We start from the raw sequence: 25,988 nt of genomic DNA on the forward strand, positions 1-25,988 counted from the left end.
CAAAGCGATTTATTTAAGGGATAGTGCATGCCACGTTTTGGGGTTGGATAAAGACCTTGATACCGCTAAATAAAAATAGCATTTGCTTTTGCCACGATTAATACTTTTTAAATGAGATACGTTTTAGCCAGTTATGTGTACACCAAAGAGTTTAACCAGCCACAGGCCTGGTTAAAGCGCATTAACATGTATACCGGCATATTAGATGCCCTGGCCAAAAGCAACGAGGTGATCAGCATTGAACAAATCAATTACGAAGGTGAACTGACACAAAACGGGGTTAACTACCATTTCAGAAGATACCCAAAAGCGGCGCTCAAATATTTTCCGTGGGCTTTGCATTTGTATATTAAAAGCCTTAAACCCGATGTGGTAATAGTACATGGTTTGCATTTCCCCTTGCAGGTTATCCAGTTACGACTTATGCTTGGCCGCAAAGTAAAGGTCATTGTACAAAATCATGCTGAAAAACCTTTCACCGGTTTAAAAAAACTACTTCAGCGGGCAGCCGACCGGTTGGTTAACGCCAACTTGTTTGCATCGCATGACATGGGGATGGAATGGATTGCCGCCGGCAACCTCAAATCGCCCGGTAAAATACATGAGGTAATGGAAGTTTCCTCTGTTTTTTATCCTATAAGCCGCCTGGAAGCCAACTCTCAAACAGGTGCACAAGGCAACCCGGTGTTTTTATGGGTAGGCCGTTTAAACGAAAATAAAGATCCGTTAAACGTGGTGAAAGCCTCTTTGAAATTCGCCGAAAGTTCGCCCGGGGCAAAGCTCTTTATGATCTACCATACCGAAGAGTTACTGCCGAAGATCAACGAATTGTTAAACTCATCTCCCCATAAAGAAGCCATTGAATTAATTGGCGAAGTTCCTCACGCCGATTTATTATACTGGTACAACAGTGCCGATTTCATCCTCTCCGGCTCACATTATGAAGGCAGCGGCACCGCTATTTGCGAAGCCATGTCATGCGGGTGCGTGCCGTTGGTTACAGACATCCTTTCGTTCAGGATGATCACTAACAATGGGGAATGCGGCGTATTATACGAACCGGGAAATGAAGCTGCATTACTTGATGCGCTTCTGCAAACTACACAAATGAATGTTGCAGAAAAGCGGAGATTATGCATTGAATATTATAAGCAAAACTTATCGTTTGAGGCTATTGCCGAGAGGGTTGAGAGCATAGTGCAAAGCCTTTAAGCACTGCTTGCCTTTACCGGTCGCAAATCCAATCTACTGTTCAAACACCTCCATCATCTTCCTCACATTATCCCTGATGTCATAAACCAATACATTTTTCTTCCCCGAATCCGGTTCATCCAAAATACAACAGATAGTTTGCCCGGCTTCTTCCATATTATTTACAATATACCAGTTGGTAATATCATTATCCATCGGCTTAACAAAACTTACCACCTCGGCTGCCGCATACAGGGCTTCAAGGCAAACGGCGCCGAAGCCTTCATATTCCGAAGGATGAAATAACACTCTCGAGCGCTGCATCATTTTAAGCACTTCGTGATGCGGTAGTTCGCCTGCAAGGGTTACGTTACTTTCAAGTTGCTTTGATTTAATTCGTTTTATTAACTTTTCCTTTTCAGGGCCGTCGCCGCATATTACCGTTTTTATATCCGGGTAATACTGCTTCAGCATGGCAACAGTTTCTATAAACAGGTGAAACCGTTTCAAGGAAATAAGTGACCCTGCCCCTAAAATATGAATGTCTTTTCCGGCAGATAAATCACCAAATAATGAAATATCTATTCCCACAGGGATAACATTCAGTGGTTTCACATGATAGTTTTTAGTGAATTCCATCACAATAAAATCCGACAGCGCTATCAGCTCCTCTCCTTTTGGCTTTATCCACTTAGCATATTTGTTCCCGGCTTTAGCATCCTGCCCAAGCATCCAGCAGCGGTGCTTAATATTTTTTATCCGGGCAAAATAATGACCAACAAAGGCACATTCGCCAAGCCAAAAGCTTAACAAGCCCATTATTTGGTATTGCTTATTTAAATGCCCTAAAACTCGCCATACTTTTAGCCAGGTATTCAGCCTGAATAATTTACCACGGCTTCTTCCTCCAAAACTGATCACCCGTACACCATGCCAATCATATTCGGCAGCGAAAAAGGGATATTGAAAACTTAGCACAATGATATGCAGTTCCTGATTTTCGGCCTTTAATGCTCGTACAAAAACTTGTTGGGGTGGTAAGCAGGTAGTATCGGCTTCGCTTTCTGGGAAACCGGGGCTCAGGATAAGCAATGCTTTTTTACGGTTATCATCCATTGGGCGAGATCACTTTATTACAGATAGCCAGGCTGGCCTTGTTATGGGTAATCAGGATGATCATTTTCCCCTGCCGGGTCAGTTGCCTCAATTTGGTTAACAATTCATTTTCCGCATCTGTATCCATTTCACTGAACGGCTCATCTAAAATTAACAGATCGTGATTATGATAAAGCGCCCGGGCCAGCATGATCCTTTGGCGCTGACCGCCGCTGATGTTTTTGCCGTTTTCGGTAATAACTTTAGCTGTGCCTTCTGGGTAATCCGCAACCAGCTTATTTAATCCGCAAAACTCCAGTACACTGGTTAACTTTTGCTCATCGGCAGTTTTATCGTCAAGGATGATGTTTTTCAGGATAGTATCATATATAAAAAACGGTTGTTGTTTAACCAGGGAGATGTTTTTACGGTAAAGCCGGCGCATTGGCGCAGTAGCAATTTTTTTATTGATATAAATGTCCCCTTGTGTCGGCTCCAAAAAACCGGTTAACAGGTTAATGATAGTAGTTTTCCCCCTCCCTGAGTTCCCCGAAATGCCCATAATATCACCGGGAGCTATCTCAAAGTAAAGCTCATCCAAAATAGTTTTGTCCGAATAACTGAAACTTACTTTTTCAAATTTCAATGACCAAATCTGTTCGTCAACAACTTCCTTAACCTGTGGTTTATCAATTTGTTCAACTGTGAGATCGGCCAGGATAAATTCATAGGTTTTCATTTGCCCGCTGCTGTTCAGGATCTTTACAATACCGGGGATGATCTTATATGCTGCCGCCACAAAAATGCTAATGGTCAGGATACTAACCATCGGAGTATCGCTCGTTAATTTATTTACAGCGATGAGGATAAAAAAACCCAGAACGGCAAATACTTCCATCAACCGTGAAGGCAGGTTTTGCCAGGTTTGCTGTGAAGCTATATTTTGATTAAGCTGCTGTTGGTAGCTAAAAAACCGACGACTAAAGAAATCATTTTTTTGATAAATATTGCTCTCCACGTAACCTGATAAGGATTCGTTTAAATGCTGAAGCGTTTTTTCGCTCACAGTTTTGATCTGTGCCCTGATAAATTTTAGCCTGGTTTTAATGAACCAGCCCAAAGCCACGACAGGCGACAGCAGCAACACAAACAACAAAACAAACAAGGCCGGGTGATAGAACACAATAGCCCCAATAGTAAAAAGGATCAATACCGTTTGAGATACTATTTGCTGAAAATTGTTGAGGATGTAATGGCTAAACTCGATAGGCTGCTGGCTGATTCGCCGGATATGGATAGATGAATCAACGTGAATAAACTGATCAAAACCTGCATCAAGATAATGCCTGATATTACGTTCGGACAGCCTTGACGCCACCCTGTAAAAAAAATGCTGCTGCGCATTTTGCGCAAAGAAACCAATACAGTTTTTTATCGCAAAAAGCACCAGAAAAATACCGATAAGCCACAATGATTTATTATTGGCAAAGCCGGCCGGTAAAAAAATATAATTATTTCCCAGCTCTCGCTTTGAATAAAAATTAACTATCAACAGCAGTAAGCCTAAAAAAGCAACATCCAACATGGCGATAACAATATCGACAATAATTGACCTGACGAGCCTCCGCTTTTCAGATCGATCAAGGATGAGCAGAATACTTTTTAAAATTTGCTTCAAGAGGATGATAAAACAATAAAACCAGGTTCATCACTGGTTTCATTGTTAACTACGTTTTACGCACCTTTAAGGTTGCTTTATAAAGGGGGATAAAATGCCCGACAAGCAATCAAAGTAAATTGTTTAAGCTGTTACTTTTGATAAATCACAGGCATAGTTTAATAATCTCTATAAAATTGTTAAATTTCGGCTTCGCATTTATAAAAGAAGTAAAACAACCTTCATGAGTTTAGAACCTTTCCTTGCCGTATTTGTGATCACCCAATTCAGGAGGCACCTGAAGAACGACGGGCTGCTAACCAAATGGAACAAATACCTTAACATAGGCTATTATATTGCTATTGCCATATTTGTGTTTGGTGTAAGTTTTGACCACGGCGAGAGGCTGACTATGATACTCTCCCATTTGTTTTTCTTAGGGGTTGTCATATCACCCTATTATATCGAAGACCTGAAATCAGGCAAACAACTTGCTTTTGCATTGATTCCTTATGCAATTGCCGGTTTAATAAAAGACTTATTGGAAAAATGGTTCCCTAATTTTTACGACAATCACGATAACCTGATACAAAGCCTGGTAATGTTTTCGCTTATCTGGGCATTTTCGCTTTGGCTTATCAGTCGCAAACAAACCAAAGCACTTGAAAATGAGCGCAAACAACGCTTTGCCGAGCAGGAGCAAAACCGCATGATGGCCGCCATGAAGGTAAACCTTGAAAGCGAAGTTCGTGAGCGCACAGCCGAACTTACCCGCCAAACAGAAGAATTACAGCAGACCCTGTCCGAGCTTAAGAGCACCCAGGCGCAGCTGATCCAATCGGAAAAAATGGCTTCATTAGGTGAACTCACTGCCGGTATTGCACATGAAATTCAAAACCCGCTGAACTTTGTGAACAACTTTAGCGAGGTAAGCATTGAACTGCTTGAGGAACTAAAGGACGAAGTACTTGACAAACTGCCCGACGATGTGAAGGAAGATGCGGGCGATATTATTAACGACATTACCCAAAACCTGAGCAAAATAAACCAGCATGGCAAACGTGCCGATGCCATCGTAAAAGGCATGCTGCAGCATTCGCGTGCTACAACTGGTAAAAAGGAGCCCACTGATATCAACGCCCTTGCCGATGAATACCTGCGACTAAGCTATCATGGTCTGCGTGCCAAGGATAAATCATTTAATGCAGGCATGAAAACCAGTTTTGATCCTGATCTGGGTAAAATAGAAGCTATTCCGCAGGATTTGGGCCGCGTGCTGCTTAACTTGTTTAACAACTCGTTTTATTCTGTTACCGAAAAGAAACGGGCTTTGGGCGAAGGCTATGATCCAACGGTAACGGTTAATACCCAAAAAGTGAAATCGCCATCGGGTGTTAACATGGTACAAATTACGGTGGAAGATAATGGCACTGGAATTCCGCAAAAAGTGCTGGATAAAATTTACCAGCCGTTTTTTACCACCAAACCTACCGGGCAGGGCACCGGGCTTGGCCTTTCCATGAGCTATGATATTATTACCAAAGGGCACGGTGGCGAACTGAAGGTTGAAACCGCCGAAGGCGAGTTTGCGCGGTTTGTAATTTGCATACCTGTTGGCAATGTTGCCCAAAGTTAAACGCGGGTAATTTTTGCGTTTAACCACCAATAAAACCACACAAAAATTTAACTTTGAAGTACTATGAAAATACTTGTTGTTGACGACGAGGCCGATGTTCAACCCTTGTTTTTACAACGTTTCCGGAAAGAGATCAAAAGCGGCGGATAGAGTTCAATTTCGCACTATCAGGTGAAGAGGCTCTTCATTTTTTGGAAGACCACCACTCGCAGGTTATACTAATTTTATCTGATATCAATATGCCGGGTATGAGCGGACTTGAACTATTGCGCAACATCAGGCAGCATTACGAAAAACCACCGCCGGTAGTGATGATGATTACCGCTTACGGCGATGATGAAAACTATAAACAATCAATGGAACTTGGAGCCGACGACTTTTTAACCAAGCCGCTTGATTTTAGCAACTTAAAAGACAAACTTAAACACTTAGAACAATAATGGCCAAGATACTGGTAGTAGATGACGAGCAGGACCTGGAATTACTGATCAGGCAAAAATTCAGGAAAAAGATACGGGAAGGCGTGTATGAATTTGTATTTGCCCAAAATGGTTTTGAAGCGTTAACTCAACTGGCCTCCCACCCCGATATTGATGTAGTTTTAAGCGACATCAATATGCCTGAAATGGATGGACTAACCCTGCTTACCAAACTTCCCGATGCTAATCCGATATTAAAAGCAGTGATGGTTTCTGCGTATAGCGATATGGATAATATCCGCACGGCCATGAACCGCGGTGCATTTGATTTTGTTTGTAAGCCGGTAAACTTCGAAGATCTTGACATTACTATTGAGAAAACTTTACAACACGTTATCGAGCTTAAGAAAACCATGCAGGCTATTAAGGAGAACAATATCCTGCGGATGTATGTTGATGAAAATGTACTTAACTTCATGACCCATAAGGAGTTTGAGAACAGCCTTTTGAGTAATGAAACTATCGAGGCCACTGTGCTATTTATTGATATCTGCGGCTTTACCGCCATAACCGAGCATGTTGCAGCCAACACTGTTGTAGGCATGATCAATAAGTACTTTGATGTAATGGTACAAGAAATCATTGCTCAAAATGGCCACATAGATAAGTTTATGGGTGATGCCGTAATGGCCGTTTTCCGCGGTGAATATCACCTGGACCGGGCTATTGACGCAGCCCTCGCTGTTCGCGATAAAATGCACGAGGCCGATGAAATCCAGGCGGGTGATAAAACTTTTAAGCCTTCTGTTTCAATTGGCATTAATTCGGGCGAGATGATTTCGGGTAATATCGGTTCGGCCACCTTAAAACGATTAGATTATACTGTAATAGGCGATGCTGTAAACCTGGCTCAGCGCCTGCAAACAGTAGCACAAGCCAACCAGATCATCGTTAGTGCCGATGTATATGAACAGGCTAAAGGATCTTTCGCCCTCAATAAAATTGGTGAGGTAAGCCTCAAGAACAAGTTAAAACCGGTGGAGATTTACGAGGTGGTGGATTAAGAAAAATAACTATCGCGGGTTTAGCGTAGCGTAACCCGTGTAGCATCATTGAAGTTTCCGACTTCATCCATCCCATCACTTAAACTATAGATAACGAACACATGGCGAGAATCTGCCGTTGTTGGTGTTCTAATCTTTTGCGCTTAAGCTGGAAGCTTAAGTAATGCCCACTCCAGGTTACGCTCCGCTAAACCCGAAGTAGTTTTGTTATTAACAGCAATGTCATCCTTTTGGGATGGCATTGCTGTTTTTAGCAGTAAACGACTTATGACTTGAAACTAAATACTTAGAACTTCCAATTAATGATCCCTCACCTTCTTCTTCAACACCCCCCTGCGGCTTCTTTAATACTACTTGTAAAAACGAATGCCTTTGGGTCAATGCTATGTACGAGGTTTTTTAACCTGCGTACTTCCAAACGGGTTACTACCGTAAAGATAATATCAACCGGCTGGTGAACATCAAAACTTTCTTTCATAAAGCCACGTTCGCCTTTGTAAATGGTGATTCCGCGACCGAGTTCCATAACCAGTCTTTCCTTAATAATCTCACTTTGGCCCGAAATGATATTTACAGCCGTATACTCCTCTAATCCGTCTATTACAAACGTTATTGTTCGTGATGCAGTGTAATAAGTTAAAATAGAATATAATGCTGTTTGTAAACCCAACTCAACGGCCGCTATCAGGAAAATAATGATATTGATACCCAAAATAATCTCGCTGATAGTAAAACTACTGCGTTTCAGTGTGTATAAAGCTAATATCTCGATACCATCCAACGCGCAGCCTCCTCTTATCGATAACCCCACACCCAGGCCCATAAATACACCGCCGAAAATAGATACCAGCAATTTGTCCTGAGTTATAACCGGGTACTCTATAAACTGCAGGCACAGGCCAAGTCCAATTACACAGGCAAGCGTTTTTAGCGCAAATGATTTATTAACTTGGAACATCCCCATAATAATAAAAGGGATGTTGGCTATAATTATTACATAGGCTATGTTGAAATGATAAAGCTCATGAATTAGCAATGAGATACCGGTTACCCCGCCATCAAAAAAGCTGTTGGGTACTAAAAAGCCTTTAAGTGCAAAACCGCAAAATAAAATGCCGATAATTACTGTGACTACGTCTTTTAAAATTTCTTCAATTTTCAAACCCGGTTGTGTCATTAATAGCAGTATTTAAATTTTTTTTGTGATAATTTTCAAATGCTCGTTTTTACCTTCAGCCCTGAGCCTGAGCGCCGTTTGGGTGAAGTAATGATGGCTTTGCAGGAACTTCACCTGCTGCCTGTCCCACTCCAATTCCGATTCAAGGTGATCTGTAATTACAAGTTCCGAAAATAACCTTTTACTGAGGATAAAAAAATCATTTCGGCCCAAATAATCCAAATCGGCATCACAAATTATCTGGCCCAAATGATTGTGAGGGCTTTGCGGCATTTTGGTTGCCATAATAATATCGCAAACCTGCTCAATTTCGTCACTCGTATAAGCAAAATCAGGCAGATATTGCCTCGCATTTTTGCATGAACCAGCCTCGTGATTGACCTGACCGAACAAAAAACCTGAATCATGATAGTAAGCGGCCGTAAGTAATAGCTCCAGTTCGTCTCCGATTATCCCCTCACCCGCCGCAATTTGTTTTGCAGCAGTATAAACATCAAGCGCATGATCAGCATTATGGTAATGAAAATGTTTGGGGAGCTCTTTCTTTATTTTGTCGAGGATAAAGCCCCTGGCTTGTTCTACCTGCATTCAGTATTTATAATGGCGCTAATATATTAATTTAAGAAATATACGAATACACACAAGGACGCATAATTGCGTCTCCCTCGTACAGGTCATCATTGCATGATCGAAATAAATATTTAAAGCGGCAATTGTCTCTACAATAAAACAGAGCTTAAACAATTATCTTAGCACAATGAACAGCTGGTTTAAAAACTATAAAGGCATTATCTTATTACTAACAGGCATTATTATTGGAAGTATCGCCGGGGCAGTTTTACGGAATAAAGTTGAAGTGATTAAACCTATTGGTGATATTTTCCTGAACCTGCTGTTCACTGCCGTTGTGCCGCTGGTTTTCTTTGCCATAGCATCGGCTATTGCAGCATTGGATAGTTCGCAAAAACTGGGCAAATTATTAGGCGTTACTTCGCTGGTATTTGTGTCGACTGTTTTAGTAGCTGCCATGGTTACCATTATAGCTATTTGGATCTTCCCTATCCATCAGCACCTTGTTGCCAGCCCCATAACTGAAGCTATCACCAAAAAACCATTCGGAGATCAGTTAACAAGCCTTTTTACTACCAGCGAGTTTTACCAGCTGTTATCCCGCAAAAGCATGCTGGCCATGATCATTTTTGCAGTGATCACCGGCTTTGCTACTCTGCACGCAGGCGAAAAAGGCAAAGCATTTACAGCCTTTTTACATAGCGGCAACGAGGTGTTCAAAAATATATTCAGCCTCATTATGAGGATTGGCCCCATTGGCCTGGGTGCTTATTTTGCTTACCAGGTTGGCGTGTTCGGTCCACAATTGTTTGGAGGTTACGCACGTTCTATGGCTTTATATTATAGCGTTGGCGCGTTTTATTATTTGGCGATATTCAGCCTCTACGCCTTTATTGCCGGTGGTATTGGTGCGGTTAAACGATATTGGAAAAACAATATTGTTCCGTCGGCTACAGCAGTGGGAACCTGCAGCAGCATCGCAACCATACCGGCAAATTTGGATGCCGCAAAAAAAATGGGGATCTCTAATGCTATTGCCAATATTACCATTCCGCTTGGCGGCACTTTGCACAAAGATGGGTCAAGCATTTCATCAATAGTAAAAATGGCTGTAGTGTTTGCGCTGTTTGGTAAAAGCTTTGACAATGCCGAGACTATTATCATAGCACTTGCTATGACAGTTTTAGTAAGCCTGGTTGAAGGTGGCATTCCTAACGGCGGTTATATCGGCGAGCTACTTTTTATTTCGGCCTATGGTTTCCCGCCCGAAGCGCTCCCTCCGGCTATTATTATTGGTACACTGGTTGACCCAATGGCCACATTGTTAAATGCAACCGGCGATACGGCCGCTGCCATGCTGGTGGCACGCTTTACGGAAGGAAAAGACTGGATGAAACCGCCCCCCGCTAAGGGTGAACTATAGCATATTCAATAAAGGTTTATTATATTGGCGTATAAATAAACCCTTCACTACCTGTATGCTTCACATTCTCTACATTATAGCCATAATTGCGGAAGCAATGACAGCCGCATTGTCCGCCGGGCGAAGAGATATGGATTGGGTTGGTGTTTGTATCATAGCCTGGGTTACAGCTTTAGGCGGCGGCACCGTTCGCAACATATTGTTTAATCATTACCCCATGAGCTGGGTTGAACACCCCGAATATTTAGTGATTACAGCTGCCGCAGCCATATTGGCCGCTATTATTGCCCGCCTCATGACCAAAATGAAAACGCTGTTTCTTTATCTTGATGCCTTGGGATTGGTGGTATTCACTATCATCGGCTGCCAGATAGCGGAGCAAATTGATCTGCCCTGGCTTATCATTTTGCTAAGCGGCATGATAACCGGCTGTGCAGGCGGTGTGCTTCGCGATGTTTTGTGTAATGAAGTACCTTTGCTGTTCCGTAAGGAGGTTTACGCCAGTGCATCCATTGTAACTGGGGCATGCTATTTAGGTCTCGAACATGTGAGTGCCCCCAATGGAGTGGCAATTGTAATAGCTTGTATTATTGGTCTTGCACTACGTTTACTTTCTATTAAATATAACTGGCAAATGCCCAAATTTGTGTACCGGGAAGAATGGCATTAATTCTTGATTTCGGAATTGGGATTTTCGATTTCGGATTTTGTTTTTACGTCAGCTGAAAGCTGACACGATGGTTCACCACGGGCTGAAAGCCGCGGCAGTTAGAATATTAAAACAACAAAGGCGAGGTTTACCTCACTTTTGTTGTTTTAATATCCACCATTGTTCCCCCTTTAGGGGTTAGGGGCTTGGGCTATTTCTCCGTACTCAACGAATACGGAACATCACTAACCTTCACACCTCTTATTTTATTAGGCTTAGGTACCATATTAAAGTTAAGCACAGCTCCTTTTTTAAGTTCCGAGTGGCTTAACCAGGTCAAATCATATGGCTTGCCGTTAAGGTTTAACGTATTGATATATTTATTAGCCGGACTGTTGTTAGCTGCATTGATCACTACCTTTTTACCGTTCTCAAGGTTTAGCGTAATTTTCTTAAACAGTGGTGTACCCAAAACGTACTGATCACTGGCCGGAGTTACCGGGTAAAAGCCCATAGCCGAGAACACATACCATGCCGATGTTTGGCCGTTGTCCTCATCGCCACAATAACCATCCGGAGTAGCTTTGTATAACTTCTCCATAGCATCACGCACATGGAACTGGGTTTTCCATGGTTCACCTGCATAATTGTACAAGTAAATCATATGTTGAATAGGCTGGTTGCCGTGGGCGTATTGCCCCATATTCATGATCTGCATTTCACGGATCTCGTGAATGGTTTCACCATAATAGCTATCGTCAAATACCGGGGGCATGGTAAATACCGAATCCAGTTTGGCGATAAATTTCTGCCTGCCGCCCATCAGGTCAATCAGGCCCTGCATATCCTGGAAAACGCTCCAACTGTAATGCCAGCTGTTACCTTCGGTGAAGGCATCACCCCATTTAAACGGACTGAATGGTTTTTCAAAAGTACCATCCTGGTTTTTACCACGCATCAATTTTGTTTCCGGATCGAACAGGTTTTTATAGTTCATGGCACGTTTTTTATAAATGCCAATCTCTGATTCGGGTTTGCCCAGTGCCTTGCCTAATTTATAAATCGCAAAATCATCATATGCATACTCTAAAGTACGGGCTGCGTTTTCATTAATCTTAACATCATAAGGCACGTAACCCAATTTGTTATAGTACTCCACTCCCTCTCTGCCGGTAGCCTGCGGACCGGCATTATTTGCGCCGTGCACCAAAGCTTCCCACAAAGTACTGATATCATACCCGCGTAAACCTTTTAAATAAGCTTCAGAAACTACCGAAGCCGAATTATTACCGATCATCACCGCCGAATAACCCGGGCTCGACCACTCAGGCAACCAGCCACCTTCTTTATAATCGTTGATGAGGCCTTCCTGCATTTCTTTATTGATGGATGGATAAACCAGGTTCAGGAAGGGATATAGCGCCCGGAAGGTATCCCAAAAGCCGGTACCGGCAAATTTATAACCCGGGAATACTTTACCTGTCGATGCGCTATAGTGTACAATCTTATTATCCTTATCTATCTCATACAATTTGTTCGGGAAAAATACCATGCGGTAAAAGCATGAGTAAAAGGTACGCATCTGATCAACAGAGCCGCCTTCAACTTGCAGGTGGTTTAGGGTTTTGTTCCAAACAGCTTTTGCCTTTTGACAAGTTACATCAAAGCTGTCTTTACCCTGCTCACGCTCCAGGTTCAACTCGGCCTGTTCAATGCTGATGAATGATGAAGCGACGCGCAAATGAACCTTTTCGCCTTGCGTAGTTTTAAAACCTATCAGAGCGCTTGCATGTTCAGCTTTTAGCTCCAGGCCATCAGCTTGCGTAGTATCGCTGAAAGTATGTGCATAGGTGATTGGCTTATCCACATAAATAACAAAATAGTTCTTAAAATTTTTAAGCGGGCCGCGCGCATATTTGGTTGAATAGCCTACAATCTTCTTTTGATCGGGCATGATCTTTACGTATGAGCCTTTGTTCAGTGCGTCAATAACGATAAAGGAGCTATCAGTTTTAGGATAAGTAAACCTGAACTGTGCCGAACGCTCAGTTGGAGTAATTTCGGTAGTTACATCATGATCGGCCAGGTACACACTGTAATAGTATGGTTTGGCAGTTTCGGCTTTGTGTGAAAACCAGCTTGCCCTTTTATTTTGGCCTACTACTGCATGTTTGGTAACCGGCATAATGGCAAACTGCCCGTAGTCGTTCATCCACGGTGATGGCTGGTGGGTTTGTTTAAAACCGCGGATCTTGTGCGCATCGTAAGTATACGCCCATCCGTCGCCCATAACACCGGTTTGCGGTGTCCAGAAATTCATCCCCCAGGGAAGGGCAATAGCGGGATAAGTGTTACCATTTGAAAGGTCGTAGTGCGAGTCGGTACCCATCAACGGATTGATGTATTCAACAGGATCGGTAACCTTATTTACCTGCTGAGCAAAAGTACCGGATGCCAACAACACTGATGTGATAAGTACCAGGGCTTTTTTCATTGTTTTGATATTTGATTTTTGATGAAACGTTTTACCTGCCGTAAATATAAAAGACTGGCTTGATATAGCCAGTCTTTTAAGTGTATTATTTGCATTATACAATTACCAACCCGGATTTTGGGTTAATTTACTGTTAGTGCTGATTTCACGCTGTGGTATAGGCCACAGGTAATATTGAGTTTTAAAGGTTACGCCCTGCTCTGTTTGCGAAGCGGTAGGATCAGCAAAGGTGTTTGATTGGGGCAAGTAAGCCATATGGGTACGCTGCATATCAAAGTATGCCTTATTTTCATAAGCAAGCTCATGGTAGCGTTCTCTCCAGATTGCCTGGCGGAAGGTATCTTTGGTTAAATTACTCAATGGCGCAAGTTTAGCGCGTGCACGGATAGCATTAACAGCGGCATAAGCTTCAGCAGTTGGCCCGCTTACCTCATTAGTTGCTTCGGCATAGATCAACTGAGCTTCGGGCAAACGCAATAAAGTCCAGTTCTCATCACTTCGACCGCTTTGAGCAGCACTTTCAACATGGAAATATTTATAAAGTGCATGTTCGCCAAACTGAATGATGTTGCCTGGGTTACCGTATTGAGGATAGCTTGAGAAATAAAACTGGCGTTCCTGTGTACGTAGGTCGCCCGCCTCGTAACTTGCCACAAACTGATTGGTAGGGATCATAGCGCCAAGGTGGTCTCCATATGCACCAACCAACAGGTTAAACGGAATAGTTAACTGAGGAATAGCATTAGTTTGAGTACCCACCAAGTAATTGATCTGGAATATTAATTCCTGCTGATTTTTATGCGCATTATCATGCAGGAATGCATAATCAGAAAACAGAGAGTACCAACTTAAAACAGGCTCAATTTCTGATGCCGCCTTGGCATAGTTTTCAGTTTGTTTTAGCGGGAAGCCTGCTGTTGTTAAGTAAACGCTGGCCAATAAGGTTTTAACAGCCCCCAATGAAACGCGACCCGAAGCATCAGTATTCGGCATCCCTGATGCTTCGGCTGCCTGTAAATCGCTGATGATTTGTTTATAAACATCGGCCACAGGTGTACGTGAAGGATACAGATCGGGGCTGCTCACTGTTTGCGACGCGGTAATCAGCGGAACATCGCCATATAAACGCACCAGGTGGTAGTAATAAAATGCCCTGAAAAAGTAAGCTTCACCTATCAGTTTCTTTTTTAATCCATCATCCATTGGTGATATACCAGGGATCTTTTCAATGGCAAGATTTGCATTGGCAATCCCCTTGTAGCAGTTGTACCATACTGTTTCAAAACCAGGATTAACTGCATCGGTACGCTGATGGATCACGTTACCATTGTTTACGCTCTGTCCTAACGAAGTGGCATGGCCGGCAAACAACTCCAATGTAATAAAAGGGCTTTCACCATAAGCATCTCCATTTTGAAAAAAATACATTACGTTGTACAAACCATTTACAAAGGTTAAAGCCTGGTTTGAGCTGACAAAATAATTATCCTTAACAAAGTTGCTCTTATTTTTTTCATCAAGATATTTCTTGCAACCACTGCCTGTAGCAGCAGCAAGGATAAGTAACAAACCACCTACCCTGTATTTTTTAAAGTTAAATTTCATAATATGATGTTTTAACATTTTTTAATTAAAGACTAACATTAACACCTAACAGGAAAGTACGTGGTTTTGGATAATCATAAAACTGGATACCCTGGGTGAAGTTGCTTGAGGCATTGTATGTTGATACCTCTGGATCATAACCGGTGTATTTGGTTATCAGGAACAGGTTTTGTGCCTGCGCATAAACCCTTAAACGGCTTAACTTTAACTTTTTAAGAATATTGTCATTAAAAGTATAACCAAGTGTTATCGCCCTGCCGCGAATGAAGTTTCCGCTTTCAACTTTGGTTGAATAAATTTCGGTTTGATAACGAACATAAGCGGGCCTGCTTTCGGCAATGCTGGTGTTTTGGTTAGTCGGTGTCCAGGCGTTAAGTACAGTAGCATAGCTGTTTGCCTGACCAGTGCGGTCCTGGCCCGAGTGGCGGGTAAGGTTCATGATCTGATTACCGTAATTAAATTGCAGATCAACACCCAGGTCAACGTTTTTGTAGCGGAAGTTGTTGCTGAAAGTACCATAACCATCAGGTATTGATTTACCTAATACCACTTTATCGTCAGCGCTAACTTTGCCATCGCCATTGGTATCCTGTATTTTCAGGTCGCCTGGTAACAAGCCATATTTAGCAGCTTCGGTCGCCTCAGCAGTTCCCCATGTTCCAAGCACTTTGTAACCATAAAAACTACCGGCCGGAAGACCAACCCGCATCAGGTTAAATTGCGAAAGGAAGGTTGGAGCAAGGAAGATATCATCATTAGATGCACCTAACTGCAGGATCTTGTTTTTCAGGAATGAAATATTAAAGGTTGAGTTCCAGGTGAAATCCTGTGTTTTTATAGGAGTAGCATTGATCGTGAACTCGAGACCTTTGTTTTGCAGTTTACCTATATTTTTATATACGGTTTGAAAACCGCTTGTTTCTGGCAGTGGTGCATTTAAAAGCAATGCTTTTGTCTTTTTCAGATAAGCATCTGCTTCAATGTTTAAACGATTATTAAACAAGCCCAATGAAAAGCCTAAATCATACTCCGCGGTTTTTTCCCACTGCAGATCCTCATTACCTATCGAGGTTTGCGTAGTACCTACCGCACTGTTGCCGCCAAAGGCGTAGCCAACTGTATTAATATTTGCGAGTGAACGATATTCACCAATTTCGGAGTTACCGGTTAAACCGTAGCTCAGTCTCAATTTCAGATCTGATATAGTTTTATTATCCTTTAAGAAATCTTCCTGAGATACGCGCCATGCAAACGCCGCAGAAGGAAAAAAGCCGTACTTTTTGTTGGTACCAAAGCGTGAGGAGCCGTCCTCACGCCCCGTTAAAGTTAACAGGTATTTCTCGTTGTAGTTATAGTTCAATCTGGCAAAAAACGACTGCATTTGCCATGCATCATAATCAGACTCTGGTTTATTGGGTACAATACCGGCAGATAAGTTATAATACTCATAAAAATCGTCAGACAATGTACCCGTTGATCCTTTTAAACGAAGTTGCTGATAGTTTTGACGTTCGGCACCTGCAACAAGGTTTATAGTATGTACCTTGTTAAAGGTTTTGTTGTAGGTGAAATAGTTTTGCCATTGCCAAAACGTCCTGTTAAACTCCTCTATCGAGGCCGAGCTATAGCTTTGTCCTGCAACAGGGCCGCCAACAAGCCCGCTTTGAGAAGCCGGGTTATAATTAGCAGATGTGGTTACTCCCAAAACGCTGCGGAATTCAAGACCTGGCAACAGGTTTAAATTTAAATAACCATTACCGCTGAAGATACGGTTGCGGGTAAGAGATTGAATTTCGTTAGCTTGTGCTACCGGGTTATCACCGCCTTCAAGGTTAGGATAATCAGTACGTTTACCATAGGTTCCGTCAGGGTATCTAACAGGAATAAAAGGCACCATCTCAATTAACATACGCGGGATGTTGTTACCGCCTGTACCCTGATCCTGGTTGCGGCCATCCTGGTAGTTGTAGTTTAATGTAGCACCAACTTTTACCCATGGTTTTATCTGGTTATCAACCGTTAAACGCACATTATAACGTTTCAGGTAGCTGTTAAGGATAATACCTTCGTCATCAGCATAGTTCAGAAACAAGCCATAGTTTACATTTTCGGCGCCGCCGGTAAATGCAACGTTGTGGTTTTGGCTTACCGAAGTACGGGTTGTAGCTTTTTGCCAGTCAACGTCATATAATGGATTTAAATTTTGATCAAACAGTTTACCGATAAGGGCTGTTCTTTGCGTTACCGGGTTACGGTCGGTATAGTCGCCCGCAGCCCAGCCGGTAGGGTCATATTTTTTGATATTAGCGTAAGAAACATCCTCAATCTGCATAAACTGTTTTGAGTTAAGAACGGGTATCTCCTTAAACATATGATTTACGGCCATATAGGCATCGTAAGAAATGGTACCGCCTTTTTTACCTCTTTTAGTGGTAACCAAAATTACACCGTTTGCACCGCGTGTACCATAAATAGCGGTTGATGATGCGTCTTTCAGTACGTCGATAGTTTCAATGTCATTAGGGTTAATGGCGTTACCACCTTCTGTCCAAACCACGCCATCCACAACATATAACGGATCGGTATTGGTATTGATGGAGCTGTAACCGCGGATCCTGATTTTGGTTGCGCCACCTGGTGCACCTGAGTTACTTGACACGTTTACACCGGCAATTTTACCTGATAACTCCTGCTCAAGATTGGTTTGCGGGCGCTCTTGCAATTGTTTTGCCCCCACACTACCTACAGAACCTGTCAGATCGACTTTTTTAGCGGTACCGTAACCAACCACAACAACCTCGCTCAATGCTTTTGGCTCTTCTACCAAAGTAACATCGATCTGGCTTTTGCCGCCAATTGGTACTTCTTTAGTAGTATACCCGATAAAGGTAAAAACCAGCGTACCATTACCATCAGGTGCGTTTAAGGTATATTTACCGTTAATATCAGTTTGCACACCAACATTGGTGCCTTTTGCCCTAACAGTAACACCCGGAAGGGGGCCTTTAGCATCGCTTACCGTGCCCGTTATTTTAATTGGGGCAACGGCTACCTGCGATACAACAGGCTCATCCTTCTTTTTTACGACAATAGTTTGATCAAAAATTTTGTAGGTAAGCGGCTGATCTTTAAAGCATTGATCAAGCGCACTCTCTATAGATACGTTTGCAACTTCAATGTTGATTGCTCCGGCCTTTGATACATCCTGCTTATCATACATGAAATGATAGCCTGTTTGTTTTTCAATTGAGCGGAGTACTTTTTCAACGGTAGTGTTTTTTTGGTGCAAAGTAACTATCTGGCTATAACTTTTGGCACTCACATTGGTAAGGGCCGCAATTATAATAAAGGCAGTTAGCTTCATGGCCAATATAAATTTGCGTAATTGAGGCCATGCCAAAGGCGTGGCCTTAGAATTAAAATTCATAAGTTTGTAGAGTTTGGGTTAAACATTAACTTTCAATTCATCGATTGTAGAAATTTGGGACCCAGATGTTTATGCCGGGAAAGTACTGCGAATACTTCCCGGTTTTTTCATGTGCTGGTTTTGGAATTCGATACACATGTTTGAACGCATGATAAACCGTTTTACCAATTTGATCCCAAGGGTCGGGCTAACTTATCTCAGGTATTTCTTCCATCATAGGGTTGTTTAAATTGTTAACAATTGGTTGCTTAATATAGTAGGTATAATAATTATGCTATTGTTGTATGGTAATGCGCTTATCTTCAATTTTAAATTTTACTCCGGCATAGCCAAGCATGCTCATTAATTCGGATGCTTTTACATTTCGGGAGATCCGGCCTGTAAATTCGCGCTGTGGTATTTTACCTTCGTAGGCCACCTCAACATCATACCAACGGGCAGCCTGCCTCATAATGGCATCTATCCCCGCATCCCTGAATTGAAAAATGCCGTCTTTCCAGGCTATTTCATCATCTACATCAGCATCGTTAAGTACTTTGAGCCTGCCTGCTTTATTGAGTACAGCCTGCTGTCCGGGTTTTAAAATGCCGTTTGCAGTGCCGTTACTTATTTTTACTGACCCTTCTAATAATGTGGTTTTCATTTCCGCCTCGTCATTATAGGCCATGATATTGAAATGCGTACCTAAAACTTCAACTGTAGTGTTATCGGATTTAACCCTGAAAGGCATCTGTGGATTTTTGGCAACCTCAAAGTAAGCTTCGCCGGTGATGGTGACCTCACGCGTTTTGCCCGTAAACCTGGTTGGAAAGCTTAATGATGATGCCGAATTTAAACAAACCTTGCTCCCATCCGGCAAAACTAACTGGTATTGACCGCCACGCGGAGTTGAAACAGTATTTATTACCGGAGCATCAACATTAGTACCGGTTTCATAAACCAGCTGACCGTTGCGGGTTTTATTGATTTTGGTGGTACCCTGTTGCGCCAGCAGGCCGTTTTGCGCACTGTCAAGCGTAATAGTTTTGCCATTGGCCAATGTTAAAATTGCTTTGTTACCACCAGGCAAAGCATCATTTTTAGGATAAATTTTGGCAATATTTTTTTTTGCAATAACCTGCTTTTTTTGATTGCTATAAATGTAAGCGCCGAACCCAACAAGTAATAAAAATGAAGCGGCAACCCCTAACCTTCTCCAGGGGAGGTTATTATTCTTTACAGGTGCAGCAACAGATTGTTCGGGATTAGTTCTTAAAATCTGCATGAGCATATCCTCGCTTTTCGAGCGGTCAAAAAGCGGGCCATGATCGTCAAGCTTATCCCAGGCATGATGTATGAGCGATGCAAGCTCCGCATCGGTTGCCGATGAGTTGATGATCTCAAATAATTCATCGCGCTCGGCTGGCGTAGCAGTGCCATTATAATAAGTATTAAACAAATAATCAAGCCGGGCGTAAAGTTCGCTCATAGTAAATGTTTTTCAGTATAACTGTATAATTGGCTACAGTGAGTTGGGGCAGATCTTATATACATGACACCTGTGAGATTAAAAAGGGGGTATTACTTTTTGAAAAAAATAAAAAAATGAATCAGCGCCATTACTAACGCTATCGCCTCCATATGTTCATGCACATAATCTTTTATGGATGAGGTGGCAATTTGAAGGTATTTCTTGACGGTTTCGCGGGATAGCTCAAGCTCATCGGCAATCTCATGATACTTTAAGCGGTTATGCCTGCTCATGAGGTAAACTTTTTGCTGCTGAGGCGGCAGCTGATCAATGGCCTCATCAATCAAGTTATAATAATGATCTGTTTCCTGAACTTCGGCATTAAAAGGCACAATGCGGGTTTCTTCCAACTTTTTAAGCTGCATCTGCTCGCGGGCAACTTTGCGCAAACAGTTTAAAGCATGGTTTTTTGAAATTACAAACAGGTAAGCTTTGAAATTATCAACCCCCGTAAGCGTTTCGCGGGTCATCCAGATCTTCATAAACACATCCTGTACAACCTCTTCAGCCAGTTCAGCAGAATGGGTTATACGCAAGATATGAACGCCTAAACGCTGGTGATAAACAGAAAACAATTGACGAAAAGCAAACTCATTACCCTGAGCCACTTGAAAAAGCAGTTCCTTCTCATTTGATTGAGTAAATTCAAACATAGGCTAATGTATGGTTGCCGCAAATATTATAAAATTCGCAGTATTTGCAGCATTAATAATTATATCGATGAAACCAACGTATAACTGTAAAGAAATTGAAAATGTTTGAAAAAATATGAAACGGTCACATTCTCAAAGTTTTTTAACTATTAAGTATGTATTAAATAAATGTCAATCAGTACAATGGGGTTGGCAAACCATCTAAACTAACCCGATTTTTTTCTTGCTTATAATTGGCCAAACCCTGTTCACCTTTTTTTTCGGCCCATTTTATAGCATAATCACGTTCGCCTGAATATTCATAAAGCGGCACACTAAAGCCGCACGAAGTTTGTACCAAATCAATATCACCCACTATTATTTGCCGCGTTGCCATATGGATGTTGAAATATGAAGACAGCTCATTCCACACGGCATTACTACCATTGGGTAAAATGCTGTGACCTTTGCCATATAAGCGCAAAATGTTCGGAGGCCCGTCAAAAGCGCAGAACATAAAAGTTATGCGTTGGTTTTCGAGCAGATGGGCAGCGGTTTCATTACCACTGCCAATAATATCCATATAAGCTACTCGGTTATTGGAAAGAATGCAGAAACTGGCATTATCTTTTGGCGAAAGGTTCACATAGCCACCGGAGCTTAAAGGGGCCGTTGCCACAAAAAATATTTTTTGATGGGCAATAAAATCCTTATGATGATCAAGTATCTCATTAAAAAACTTACCCATAATAAAAGGTTTTAATTAACGATACTCAAATATAAGCAGCAACACAAAAAATAAATAGCCCGGGCCAAAACTATCTCTGAATATTTGGCCCAGGACCTACATTATAATCCCTTCAATGCCTCTATTGTATATTCCACCTGTTCGGCATGTACATCAAGGTGTGTTACAAAGCGGATGCGGTTTTTACCTGTATCGCTTGCCCTAATGCCTTTGTCTGCAAGTTTGGCAAGCACCGCAGCAGCCGGTTCAACCGTATCAAATAAAACAATATTGGTTTCAACCGGAATTACATTGCTTACCCATGGCAATCGGCCCAGTTCCTCACCCAGAATACGCGCATGGGCATGGTCTATCTTCAGGCGTTCAACATGATGGTCAAGCGCGTAAATCCCCGCGGCAGCTAAAAAACCCGCCTGGCGCATACCACCACCCAACACTTTACGGATGCGGCGTGCATATTTAATAGTTTCCTTATCGGCTAATAAAACCGAACCTACAGGTCCGCCCAATCCTTTTGACAGGCAAACCGAAATACCATTAAAATATCTGCCATACTCAACCGCAGCGTCACCGGTATGCGTAAGTGCGTTAAAGATCCGGGCACCATCAAGGTGAAGCTTTAAACCTTTCTCCCGGCACAGGTTGGCAATAGGTTTGATATTTTCAAGCGTGTAGCAGCTGCCGCCGCCTTTATTAACTGTGTTCTCCAACACTACCAAACTGGTATGGGGGTAATGGATATTTTCGGCATTGATCTCGGGTTCTATCATTTCGGCTGTCAGTATACCCCTGTAACCCTCCAATAATCGGGTTGATACTGCAGAATTAAAAGCAATGCCCCCACCCTCGTACCTGTAAACATGCGCGGTTTGGTCGGCAATGAGCTCATCAAGCGGCTGGGTAAAGCATTTAATTGCTATCTGGTTGGTCATGGTACCTGATGGGCAAAAGATAGCAGCTTCCATACCAAACATAGCGGCAGCTTTAGCTTCAAGGGCATTTATAGTTTCGTCCTCGCCAAAAACATCATCCCCTACTTTGACGCTCCACATAGCTTCAAGCATGCCTGGGGTTGGCTTGGTTACAGTATCGCTTCGTAAATCAACAGTGTGTTGCATTAATATTTCTTTATATTTTAGACCCAAATATCTAAATCTTATGCGTACAATTTTTCTGTTACTATGTATTTTAAGTGTTACTGTTAGTGCACATGCTCAAAGTAAGCGGTTTGACAAATGGGTGCCCGGTTCTTTTACTGATACTGCAAACCGAACCCGTAGTGGTTTGATCAGTTGGACCCTCGCCGATCAAAATATGTTCGGCAAGGGCGGTTGCATTTCCTACAAGGAAAACAAAGATGCTGATTTTGTTTATATATCAACCGAGTGGATGAAATCTTTCACCATGGAAGCTGACACATTTGTGGTGGTTAAAGACAAAACGTTTAAACTAAATCCCATTATTAAAGTTGTTGTAAATAACAATCCAGAAAAGTTATACAGTTATTTACCATATACATCATCAGTACATGGAGGGAACATAAATGGTATGCTACCCTATTACAGATCAGGCATCGATTTAAATTACTCAGTTTTTTACTACGGCCCCGACTGCGAACACCTTACTCGAATCACTAAAGATAACTTTGTGGAAATGTTATCAAAAATAATGGCTGATAAACCCGAGACAGTTACCCGAATTTCCGATAAAACGTTTGACTACAAACACATAGGTAATCTTGTTAAATACTACAAAACCGGCGAGTTGCCAAAAAACTTAAAGTAAAACAGGCAAGGATATTAAAAAGTCGAAATTTGCGTTCTTTGTATCAGTATTCAGAACTCGTTATGCGCTCAATTTTAATCATTTTATTTTTCATGCTGTGTTTTGTATCAGCAAAATCGCAAAAATGGCAACAGGGTAGCTTTACTGATGTAAAGGGCAACCGCGAAACCGGGCTGATCCGCACTAATCCTTCTGGAAAAGGGCCAATAAAAGGTGAAGGTTTCATTGAGTTTAAGGAAAACGAAAAAACCAATCCATATAAATTAAGCGCCAGCGATTTAAGATCGTATGTTGTTGGTCAGGACAGCTTTGTTGTGGCGCATGCTCCGGCAAACGAATCGTGGACCAAAGAAGAAACCGACTTTGTAAAAGTAGTGCTTGATGAGCCGGTGAAGCTATTTATGGCTAAGGGAGGTAAAGGCGGCGGTGGCAGCGGCTTTGGCATTACACCGGGGATATCAGCAGGCTACGGAAGCGGTGGTTACGGCGGCGGAATTGGCGGCGGAATCGGCATTAACCTTGGCGGCGGCGGTGGCCGGGGCGGAAGTTCAAAAACAACCTATTATTATGGTGAAAACACTGCAGGTATGAAACGCCTAACCGATGAAAATTTTGAAGATATTATGAGTGATATCATGGGAGATGAACCCGACCTTGTTGATCAGATCCATGAGCATAAATTCAATCTCAAGAATATCGATAAGCTCATTGCCAAATTTGACGAACTGCAAAAAGCAAGGCAATAGAAAATATTCACCTTGGAGATTTATTAAGGTGTATAAAAAGACGACTTGAAAAGATCAGGTCGTCTTTTTTGGAACATTGTACAATACATTCTCAGACAAAGATTATGTCTCTCAAATCTCATGTCTCACATCTCAAATCTAATAGTGACGTTTGCCTGCGGCCGGGCTATCCACTCATACTCACAGGCATTAGCCACAAGGCCGGTATCCGCTGCTATCCTTAACGCAAAATCCGCTTCTTTTGACCTCTGTTCAGGTTTTAAAGCACGCAAAAAAACGGATTCTCCCCTCTTTTTTTCTTCCTGAACATCACGTATTTAAGCACAAATATTAATAAATCAAAACTATTTTACGTAATTAAAAGTTATTAAACTATAGTAATTCACCAAATAAATAACTCTTAATTAATTTATATCGATCAAAACGACTACTCATTACATTTTAATTCACTAAAAAAACAGAAAGAAAGATGAACATGAAAAAGTCAGTTTTAATAGCCGTTGCTTCGTTAGCTATTGGTTTTTTATCAAACAAGGCAGTAGCCCAAACACAGGATACAACCAAAAAAGATACTACAAAAGCAACTGCTGCTCCTGCAACATCAACAACTGCCGCATCAGGCGATGTAGTTGGTGTGATGTCAACCTCAACTAACTACGCGCCAATGGCCCTTGCGATAAAATCTGCTCAGCTTGAGCCAACTTTGCAGGCACCTGGTCCGTTCACCATATTTGCACCAAATGATGTAGCATTCAGCAAATTGCCAAAAGCACAATTTGATGCCCTGATGAAAGATCCGGCCAAATTTGCTCCGATACTGAAATATCACGTGGTTGCAGGTAAATACACTAAAACCGATATCATTAAGGCCTTAGGTGCAGGCAAAGGCAAAGCCGACCTGAAAACCATCGACGGGCAAACATTGCATTTATCCGTAAATGATAAAAGCAATTTGCAGATCACCGATGCCAAAGGCAATGCGGTGTTGGTTACCGCATTTGACACACAAGCAAGCAACGGTGTTGTACACGGTATTAACGGCGTCATGATGCCTTAATCACAAAATACTTTGTTTAAATTTTAAATCCACGAAAAACCCGGCTGTTGAAGCCGGGTTTTTCCATTTATGACAGGCCTGTTAAGTAATCGGCTTTATTCATTCTAAAATCGAGATATGTGCTGCCAGTTTCCCCATCTGTAAAATTTCCTGTAAGCGAAAACCCTGTTTTCTTCAATAACTTCACCGAACTTTCGTTCCCTTGTTTCGGGCAAGCAGTTATCAATTCTAAATGCTGATCATTAAAACCAAAGGCCAAAACCGCTGAAATGGCTTCCTGCATAAAGCCCTGCCCCTGATAATCAGGGTGGAGTTCATAACCTATTTCTGCACTTTTATTGGCAGCATTAAGGTTCCAGTAACAAATGGTTCCTATCAGCTCATCCTTGTCTTTTAAGGTTATAGCCCAATAAAAGCCTTCGTTATTACCAACTATAGCCTCTATCTTTTTAATAAATAACAGTGCCTCGTCAACGGTGGTATTAGCAGCACGGTCAAGGTGTTTGTTCACTTCCGCATTGGAGCGGAGAGCCAATATTTTCAGGGCGTCCGACTCAAGTAATCCGCGTAAGCCCAAACGGTCGGTATTTAAAATATGCATTCCCATCATAACTATTTGGATTTCTGGGTTTCTCTATCGGCAATGAAAACTACGGGCAAACCCACACAAATTATCAGCGTTAACATCCCGATCACAATAGTACTTACCGGGATATGATATCCCGGCTTCATGGTTATTTTACTCAGCGGCACAACTCCTAAATTCATGATGAGCCACGCAGCTATACCGTAAATAACAGCTACGAAATATTTATTGCGCAATCCATTATAAAAGAACGGATAAAGCAGAAAAAATACCGCGCTGAATACAAAAGCGATTACATAATGAAAGATAACCCCGGCAACTATAATTTCAGCCCCACCTGCAAAAGCCGCCGGTCCGAAAGCCCCGCTGGCAATAAATTTAAAAATAACACCCGGGTTTACTTTATAGTTTAGGATCATGGCTGCAAGTCCATCAAGCGTACCCGTTATAAACCCGGCGAACAGGATATTGACAAGTTTACTTTTCTTTTTCGGGTTTTCTTTTTTTAACATGGCAG

The 25,988-nt window shown here is 42.1% G+C and carries 22 protein-coding genes; 9 read left to right on the forward strand and 13 right to left on the reverse strand.

The features are described 5' to 3' along the window. Positions 1-111 precede the first annotated feature (111 nt). A complete protein-coding gene (locus DIU38_RS13005; protein ID WP_112655113.1) occupies positions 112-1,212 on the forward strand; it encodes a glycosyltransferase family 4 protein in 1,101 nt (366 codons plus the stop codon). Between the two features lie 33 nt (positions 1,213-1,245). On the opposite strand, the gene DIU38_RS13010 is transcribed toward DIU38_RS13005, so the two are convergent. Both DIU38_RS13010 and DIU38_RS13015 read right to left on the reverse strand, forming a co-directional pair. Continuing rightward, positions 1,246-2,307: a glycosyltransferase family 4 protein gene (locus DIU38_RS13010; RefSeq protein ID WP_112655115.1), complete on the reverse strand. Its 1,062-nt coding sequence runs from the start codon at positions 2,305-2,307 to the stop codon at positions 1,246-1,248. Beyond that, a complete protein-coding gene (locus DIU38_RS13015; protein WP_146750318.1) occupies positions 2,300-3,964 on the reverse strand; it encodes an ATP-binding cassette domain-containing protein in 1,665 nt (554 codons plus the stop codon). The genes DIU38_RS13010 and DIU38_RS13015 overlap by 8 nt, the downstream gene beginning before the upstream one ends. Before the next feature lie 223 nt (positions 3,965-4,187). On the opposite strand from DIU38_RS13015, the gene DIU38_RS13020 reads away from it, so the two are divergent. From DIU38_RS13020 to DIU38_RS13030, 3 genes are all read left to right on the forward strand, one after another. After that, a complete protein-coding gene (locus tag DIU38_RS13020; RefSeq protein WP_112655119.1) occupies positions 4,188-5,579 on the forward strand; it encodes a sensor histidine kinase in 1,392 nt (463 codons plus the stop codon). Between the two features lie 191 nt (positions 5,580-5,770). Then, a complete protein-coding gene (locus DIU38_RS13025; protein ID WP_208809235.1) occupies positions 5,771-6,019 on the forward strand; it encodes a response regulator in 249 nt (82 codons plus the stop codon). Continuing rightward, the gene (locus tag DIU38_RS13030) at positions 6,019-7,062 is read left to right on the forward strand and encodes an adenylate/guanylate cyclase domain-containing protein (RefSeq protein WP_176844457.1); all 1,044 of its coding nucleotides are present in this window, start codon (positions 6,019-6,021) and stop codon (positions 7,060-7,062) included. Before DIU38_RS13025 ends, DIU38_RS13030 begins: the two co-directional genes overlap by 1 nt. A gap of 322 nt (positions 7,063-7,384) precedes the next feature. Here the strand turns inward: DIU38_RS13030 and DIU38_RS13035 are convergent, their stop codons facing one another. Then, positions 7,385-8,239 carry a YitT family protein gene (locus DIU38_RS13035; protein ID WP_149354093.1) on the reverse strand — a complete coding sequence of 285 codons (855 nt, stop codon included), beginning with the start codon at positions 8,237-8,239 and terminating at the stop codon, positions 7,385-7,387. Between the two features lie 12 nt (positions 8,240-8,251). Then, entirely contained in the window at positions 8,252-8,827 is a 576-nt protein-coding gene (locus tag DIU38_RS13040; protein ID WP_112655123.1) for an HD domain-containing protein, read from the reverse strand. Positions 8,828-8,996: 169 nt separating this feature from the next. Between DIU38_RS13040 and DIU38_RS13045 the strand changes: the two genes are divergently transcribed. Continuing rightward, positions 8,997-10,232, forward strand: coding sequence for a dicarboxylate/amino acid:cation symporter (locus DIU38_RS13045; protein ID WP_112655125.1), 1,236 nt, complete (start codon positions 8,997-8,999; stop codon positions 10,230-10,232). A gap of 55 nt (positions 10,233-10,287) precedes the next feature. After that, on the forward strand, positions 10,288-10,902 hold the full coding sequence (locus DIU38_RS13050; RefSeq protein WP_112655127.1) for a trimeric intracellular cation channel family protein: 615 nt from the start codon (positions 10,288-10,290) through the stop codon (positions 10,900-10,902). A 190-nt stretch (positions 10,903-11,092) separates the two neighbouring features. Here DIU38_RS13050 and DIU38_RS13055 read toward each other — a convergent pair whose 3' ends face one another. The 7 genes from DIU38_RS13055 to DIU38_RS13085 all read right to left on the reverse strand — a co-directional run bounded on the left by DIU38_RS13055 (position 11,093) and on the right by DIU38_RS13085 (position 22,415). Continuing rightward, the gene (locus DIU38_RS13055; protein WP_112655389.1) at positions 11,093-13,375 is read right to left on the reverse strand and encodes a GH92 family glycosyl hydrolase; all 2,283 of its coding nucleotides are present in this window, start codon (positions 13,373-13,375) and stop codon (positions 11,093-11,095) included. Positions 13,376-13,477: 102 nt separating this feature from the next. Further along, the gene (locus tag DIU38_RS13060) at positions 13,478-14,980 is read right to left on the reverse strand and encodes a RagB/SusD family nutrient uptake outer membrane protein (RefSeq protein ID WP_112655391.1); all 1,503 of its coding nucleotides are present in this window, start codon (positions 14,978-14,980) and stop codon (positions 13,478-13,480) included. A 25-nt stretch (positions 14,981-15,005) separates the two neighbouring features. Further along, positions 15,006-18,407 (reverse strand): TonB-dependent receptor, encoded by a 3,402-nt coding sequence (locus DIU38_RS13065; protein WP_112655129.1) that lies wholly within the window; start codon positions 18,405-18,407, stop codon positions 15,006-15,008. Between the two features lie 274 nt (positions 18,408-18,681). Then, positions 18,682-19,875, reverse strand: coding sequence for a FecR family protein (locus DIU38_RS13070; RefSeq protein WP_112655131.1), 1,194 nt, complete (start codon positions 19,873-19,875; stop codon positions 18,682-18,684). A 92-nt stretch (positions 19,876-19,967) separates the two neighbouring features. Beyond that, positions 19,968-20,570: an RNA polymerase sigma factor gene (locus tag DIU38_RS13075; RefSeq protein ID WP_112655133.1), complete on the reverse strand. Its 603-nt coding sequence runs from the start codon at positions 20,568-20,570 to the stop codon at positions 19,968-19,970. A gap of 175 nt (positions 20,571-20,745) precedes the next feature. Continuing rightward, positions 20,746-21,297, reverse strand: coding sequence for a pyridoxamine 5'-phosphate oxidase family protein (locus DIU38_RS13080; RefSeq protein ID WP_112655135.1), 552 nt, complete (start codon positions 21,295-21,297; stop codon positions 20,746-20,748). Positions 21,298-21,398: 101 nt separating this feature from the next. Then, positions 21,399-22,415: a threonine aldolase family protein gene (locus DIU38_RS13085; RefSeq protein ID WP_112655137.1), complete on the reverse strand. Its 1,017-nt coding sequence runs from the start codon at positions 22,413-22,415 to the stop codon at positions 21,399-21,401. Positions 22,416-22,455: 40 nt separating this feature from the next. Between DIU38_RS13085 and DIU38_RS13090 the strand changes: the two genes are divergently transcribed. The 3 genes from DIU38_RS13090 (at position 22,456) to DIU38_RS13100 (ending at position 24,885) form a co-directional block, all read left to right on the forward strand. Then, positions 22,456-23,082 carry a hypothetical protein gene (locus DIU38_RS13090; RefSeq protein ID WP_112655139.1) on the forward strand — a complete coding sequence of 209 codons (627 nt, stop codon included), beginning with the start codon at positions 22,456-22,458 and terminating at the stop codon, positions 23,080-23,082. 92 nt (positions 23,083-23,174) lie between these two features. Then, complete coding sequence (locus DIU38_RS13095; protein WP_146750319.1) at positions 23,175-23,828, forward strand: hypothetical protein; 654 nt, start codon at positions 23,175-23,177, stop codon at positions 23,826-23,828. A 475-nt stretch (positions 23,829-24,303) separates the two neighbouring features. Continuing rightward, on the forward strand, positions 24,304-24,885 hold the full coding sequence (locus tag DIU38_RS13100; protein WP_167516164.1) for a fasciclin domain-containing protein: 582 nt from the start codon (positions 24,304-24,306) through the stop codon (positions 24,883-24,885). A gap of 67 nt (positions 24,886-24,952) precedes the next feature. On the opposite strand, the gene DIU38_RS13105 is transcribed toward DIU38_RS13100, so the two are convergent. Both DIU38_RS13105 and DIU38_RS13110 read right to left on the reverse strand, forming a co-directional pair. Further along, complete coding sequence (locus DIU38_RS13105) at positions 24,953-25,495, reverse strand: GNAT family N-acetyltransferase (protein WP_112655145.1); 543 nt, start codon at positions 25,493-25,495, stop codon at positions 24,953-24,955. A gap of 2 nt (positions 25,496-25,497) precedes the next feature. Further along, positions 25,498-25,983, reverse strand: a complete 486-nt coding sequence (locus tag DIU38_RS13110) for a hypothetical protein (RefSeq protein WP_112655147.1) — start codon at positions 25,981-25,983, stop codon at positions 25,498-25,500. Positions 25,984-25,988 lie beyond the last annotated feature (5 nt).

Source organism: Mucilaginibacter metallidurans (assembly GCF_003286435.2).
GTDB classification, from domain to species: Bacteria; Bacteroidota; Bacteroidia; order Sphingobacteriales; family Sphingobacteriaceae; genus Mucilaginibacter; species Mucilaginibacter gossypii.

Coding starts and splice junctions, on each gene's coding strand:
- DIU38_RS13080 (WP_112655135.1), bottom strand. CDS start 21,297: ATGGGTAAGTTTTTTAATGAGATACTTGATCATCATAAGGATTTTATT.
- DIU38_RS13020 (WP_112655119.1), top strand. CDS start 4,188: ATGAGTTTAGAACCTTTCCTTGCCGTATTTGTGATCACCCAATTCAGG.
- DIU38_RS13090 (WP_112655139.1), top strand. CDS start 22,456: ATGCGTACAATTTTTCTGTTACTATGTATTTTAAGTGTTACTGTTAGT.
- DIU38_RS13035 (WP_149354093.1), bottom strand. CDS start 8,239: ATGACACAACCGGGTTTGAAAATTGAAGAAATTTTAAAAGACGTAGTC.
- DIU38_RS13110 (WP_112655147.1), bottom strand. CDS start 25,983: ATGTTAAAAAAAGAAAACCCGAAAAAGAAAAGTAAACTTGTCAATATC.
- DIU38_RS13055 (WP_112655389.1), bottom strand. CDS start 13,375: ATGAAAAAAGCCCTGGTACTTATCACATCAGTGTTGTTGGCATCCGGT.
- DIU38_RS13040 (WP_112655123.1), bottom strand. CDS start 8,827: ATGCAGGTAGAACAAGCCAGGGGCTTTATCCTCGACAAAATAAAGAAA.
- DIU38_RS13100 (WP_167516164.1), top strand. CDS start 24,304: ATGAAAAAGTCAGTTTTAATAGCCGTTGCTTCGTTAGCTATTGGTTTT.
- DIU38_RS13045 (WP_112655125.1), top strand. CDS start 8,997: ATGAACAGCTGGTTTAAAAACTATAAAGGCATTATCTTATTACTAACA.
- DIU38_RS13010 (WP_112655115.1), bottom strand. CDS start 2,307: ATGGATGATAACCGTAAAAAAGCATTGCTTATCCTGAGCCCCGGTTTC.
- DIU38_RS13095 (WP_146750319.1), top strand. CDS start 23,175: ATGCTGTGTTTTGTATCAGCAAAATCGCAAAAATGGCAACAGGGTAGC.
- DIU38_RS13085 (WP_112655137.1), bottom strand. CDS start 22,415: ATGCAACACACTGTTGATTTACGAAGCGATACTGTAACCAAGCCAACC.
- DIU38_RS13105 (WP_112655145.1), bottom strand. CDS start 25,495: ATGATGGGAATGCATATTTTAAATACCGACCGTTTGGGCTTACGCGGA.
- DIU38_RS13005 (WP_112655113.1), top strand. CDS start 112: ATGAGATACGTTTTAGCCAGTTATGTGTACACCAAAGAGTTTAACCAG.
- DIU38_RS13030 (WP_176844457.1), top strand. CDS start 6,019: ATGGCCAAGATACTGGTAGTAGATGACGAGCAGGACCTGGAATTACTG.
- DIU38_RS13065 (WP_112655129.1), bottom strand. CDS start 18,407: ATGAATTTTAATTCTAAGGCCACGCCTTTGGCATGGCCTCAATTACGC.
- DIU38_RS13070 (WP_112655131.1), bottom strand. CDS start 19,875: ATGAGCGAACTTTACGCCCGGCTTGATTATTTGTTTAATACTTATTAT.
- DIU38_RS13060 (WP_112655391.1), bottom strand. CDS start 14,980: ATGAAATTTAACTTTAAAAAATACAGGGTAGGTGGTTTGTTACTTATC.
- DIU38_RS13050 (WP_112655127.1), top strand. CDS start 10,288: ATGCTTCACATTCTCTACATTATAGCCATAATTGCGGAAGCAATGACA.
- DIU38_RS13075 (WP_112655133.1), bottom strand. CDS start 20,570: ATGTTTGAATTTACTCAATCAAATGAGAAGGAACTGCTTTTTCAAGTG.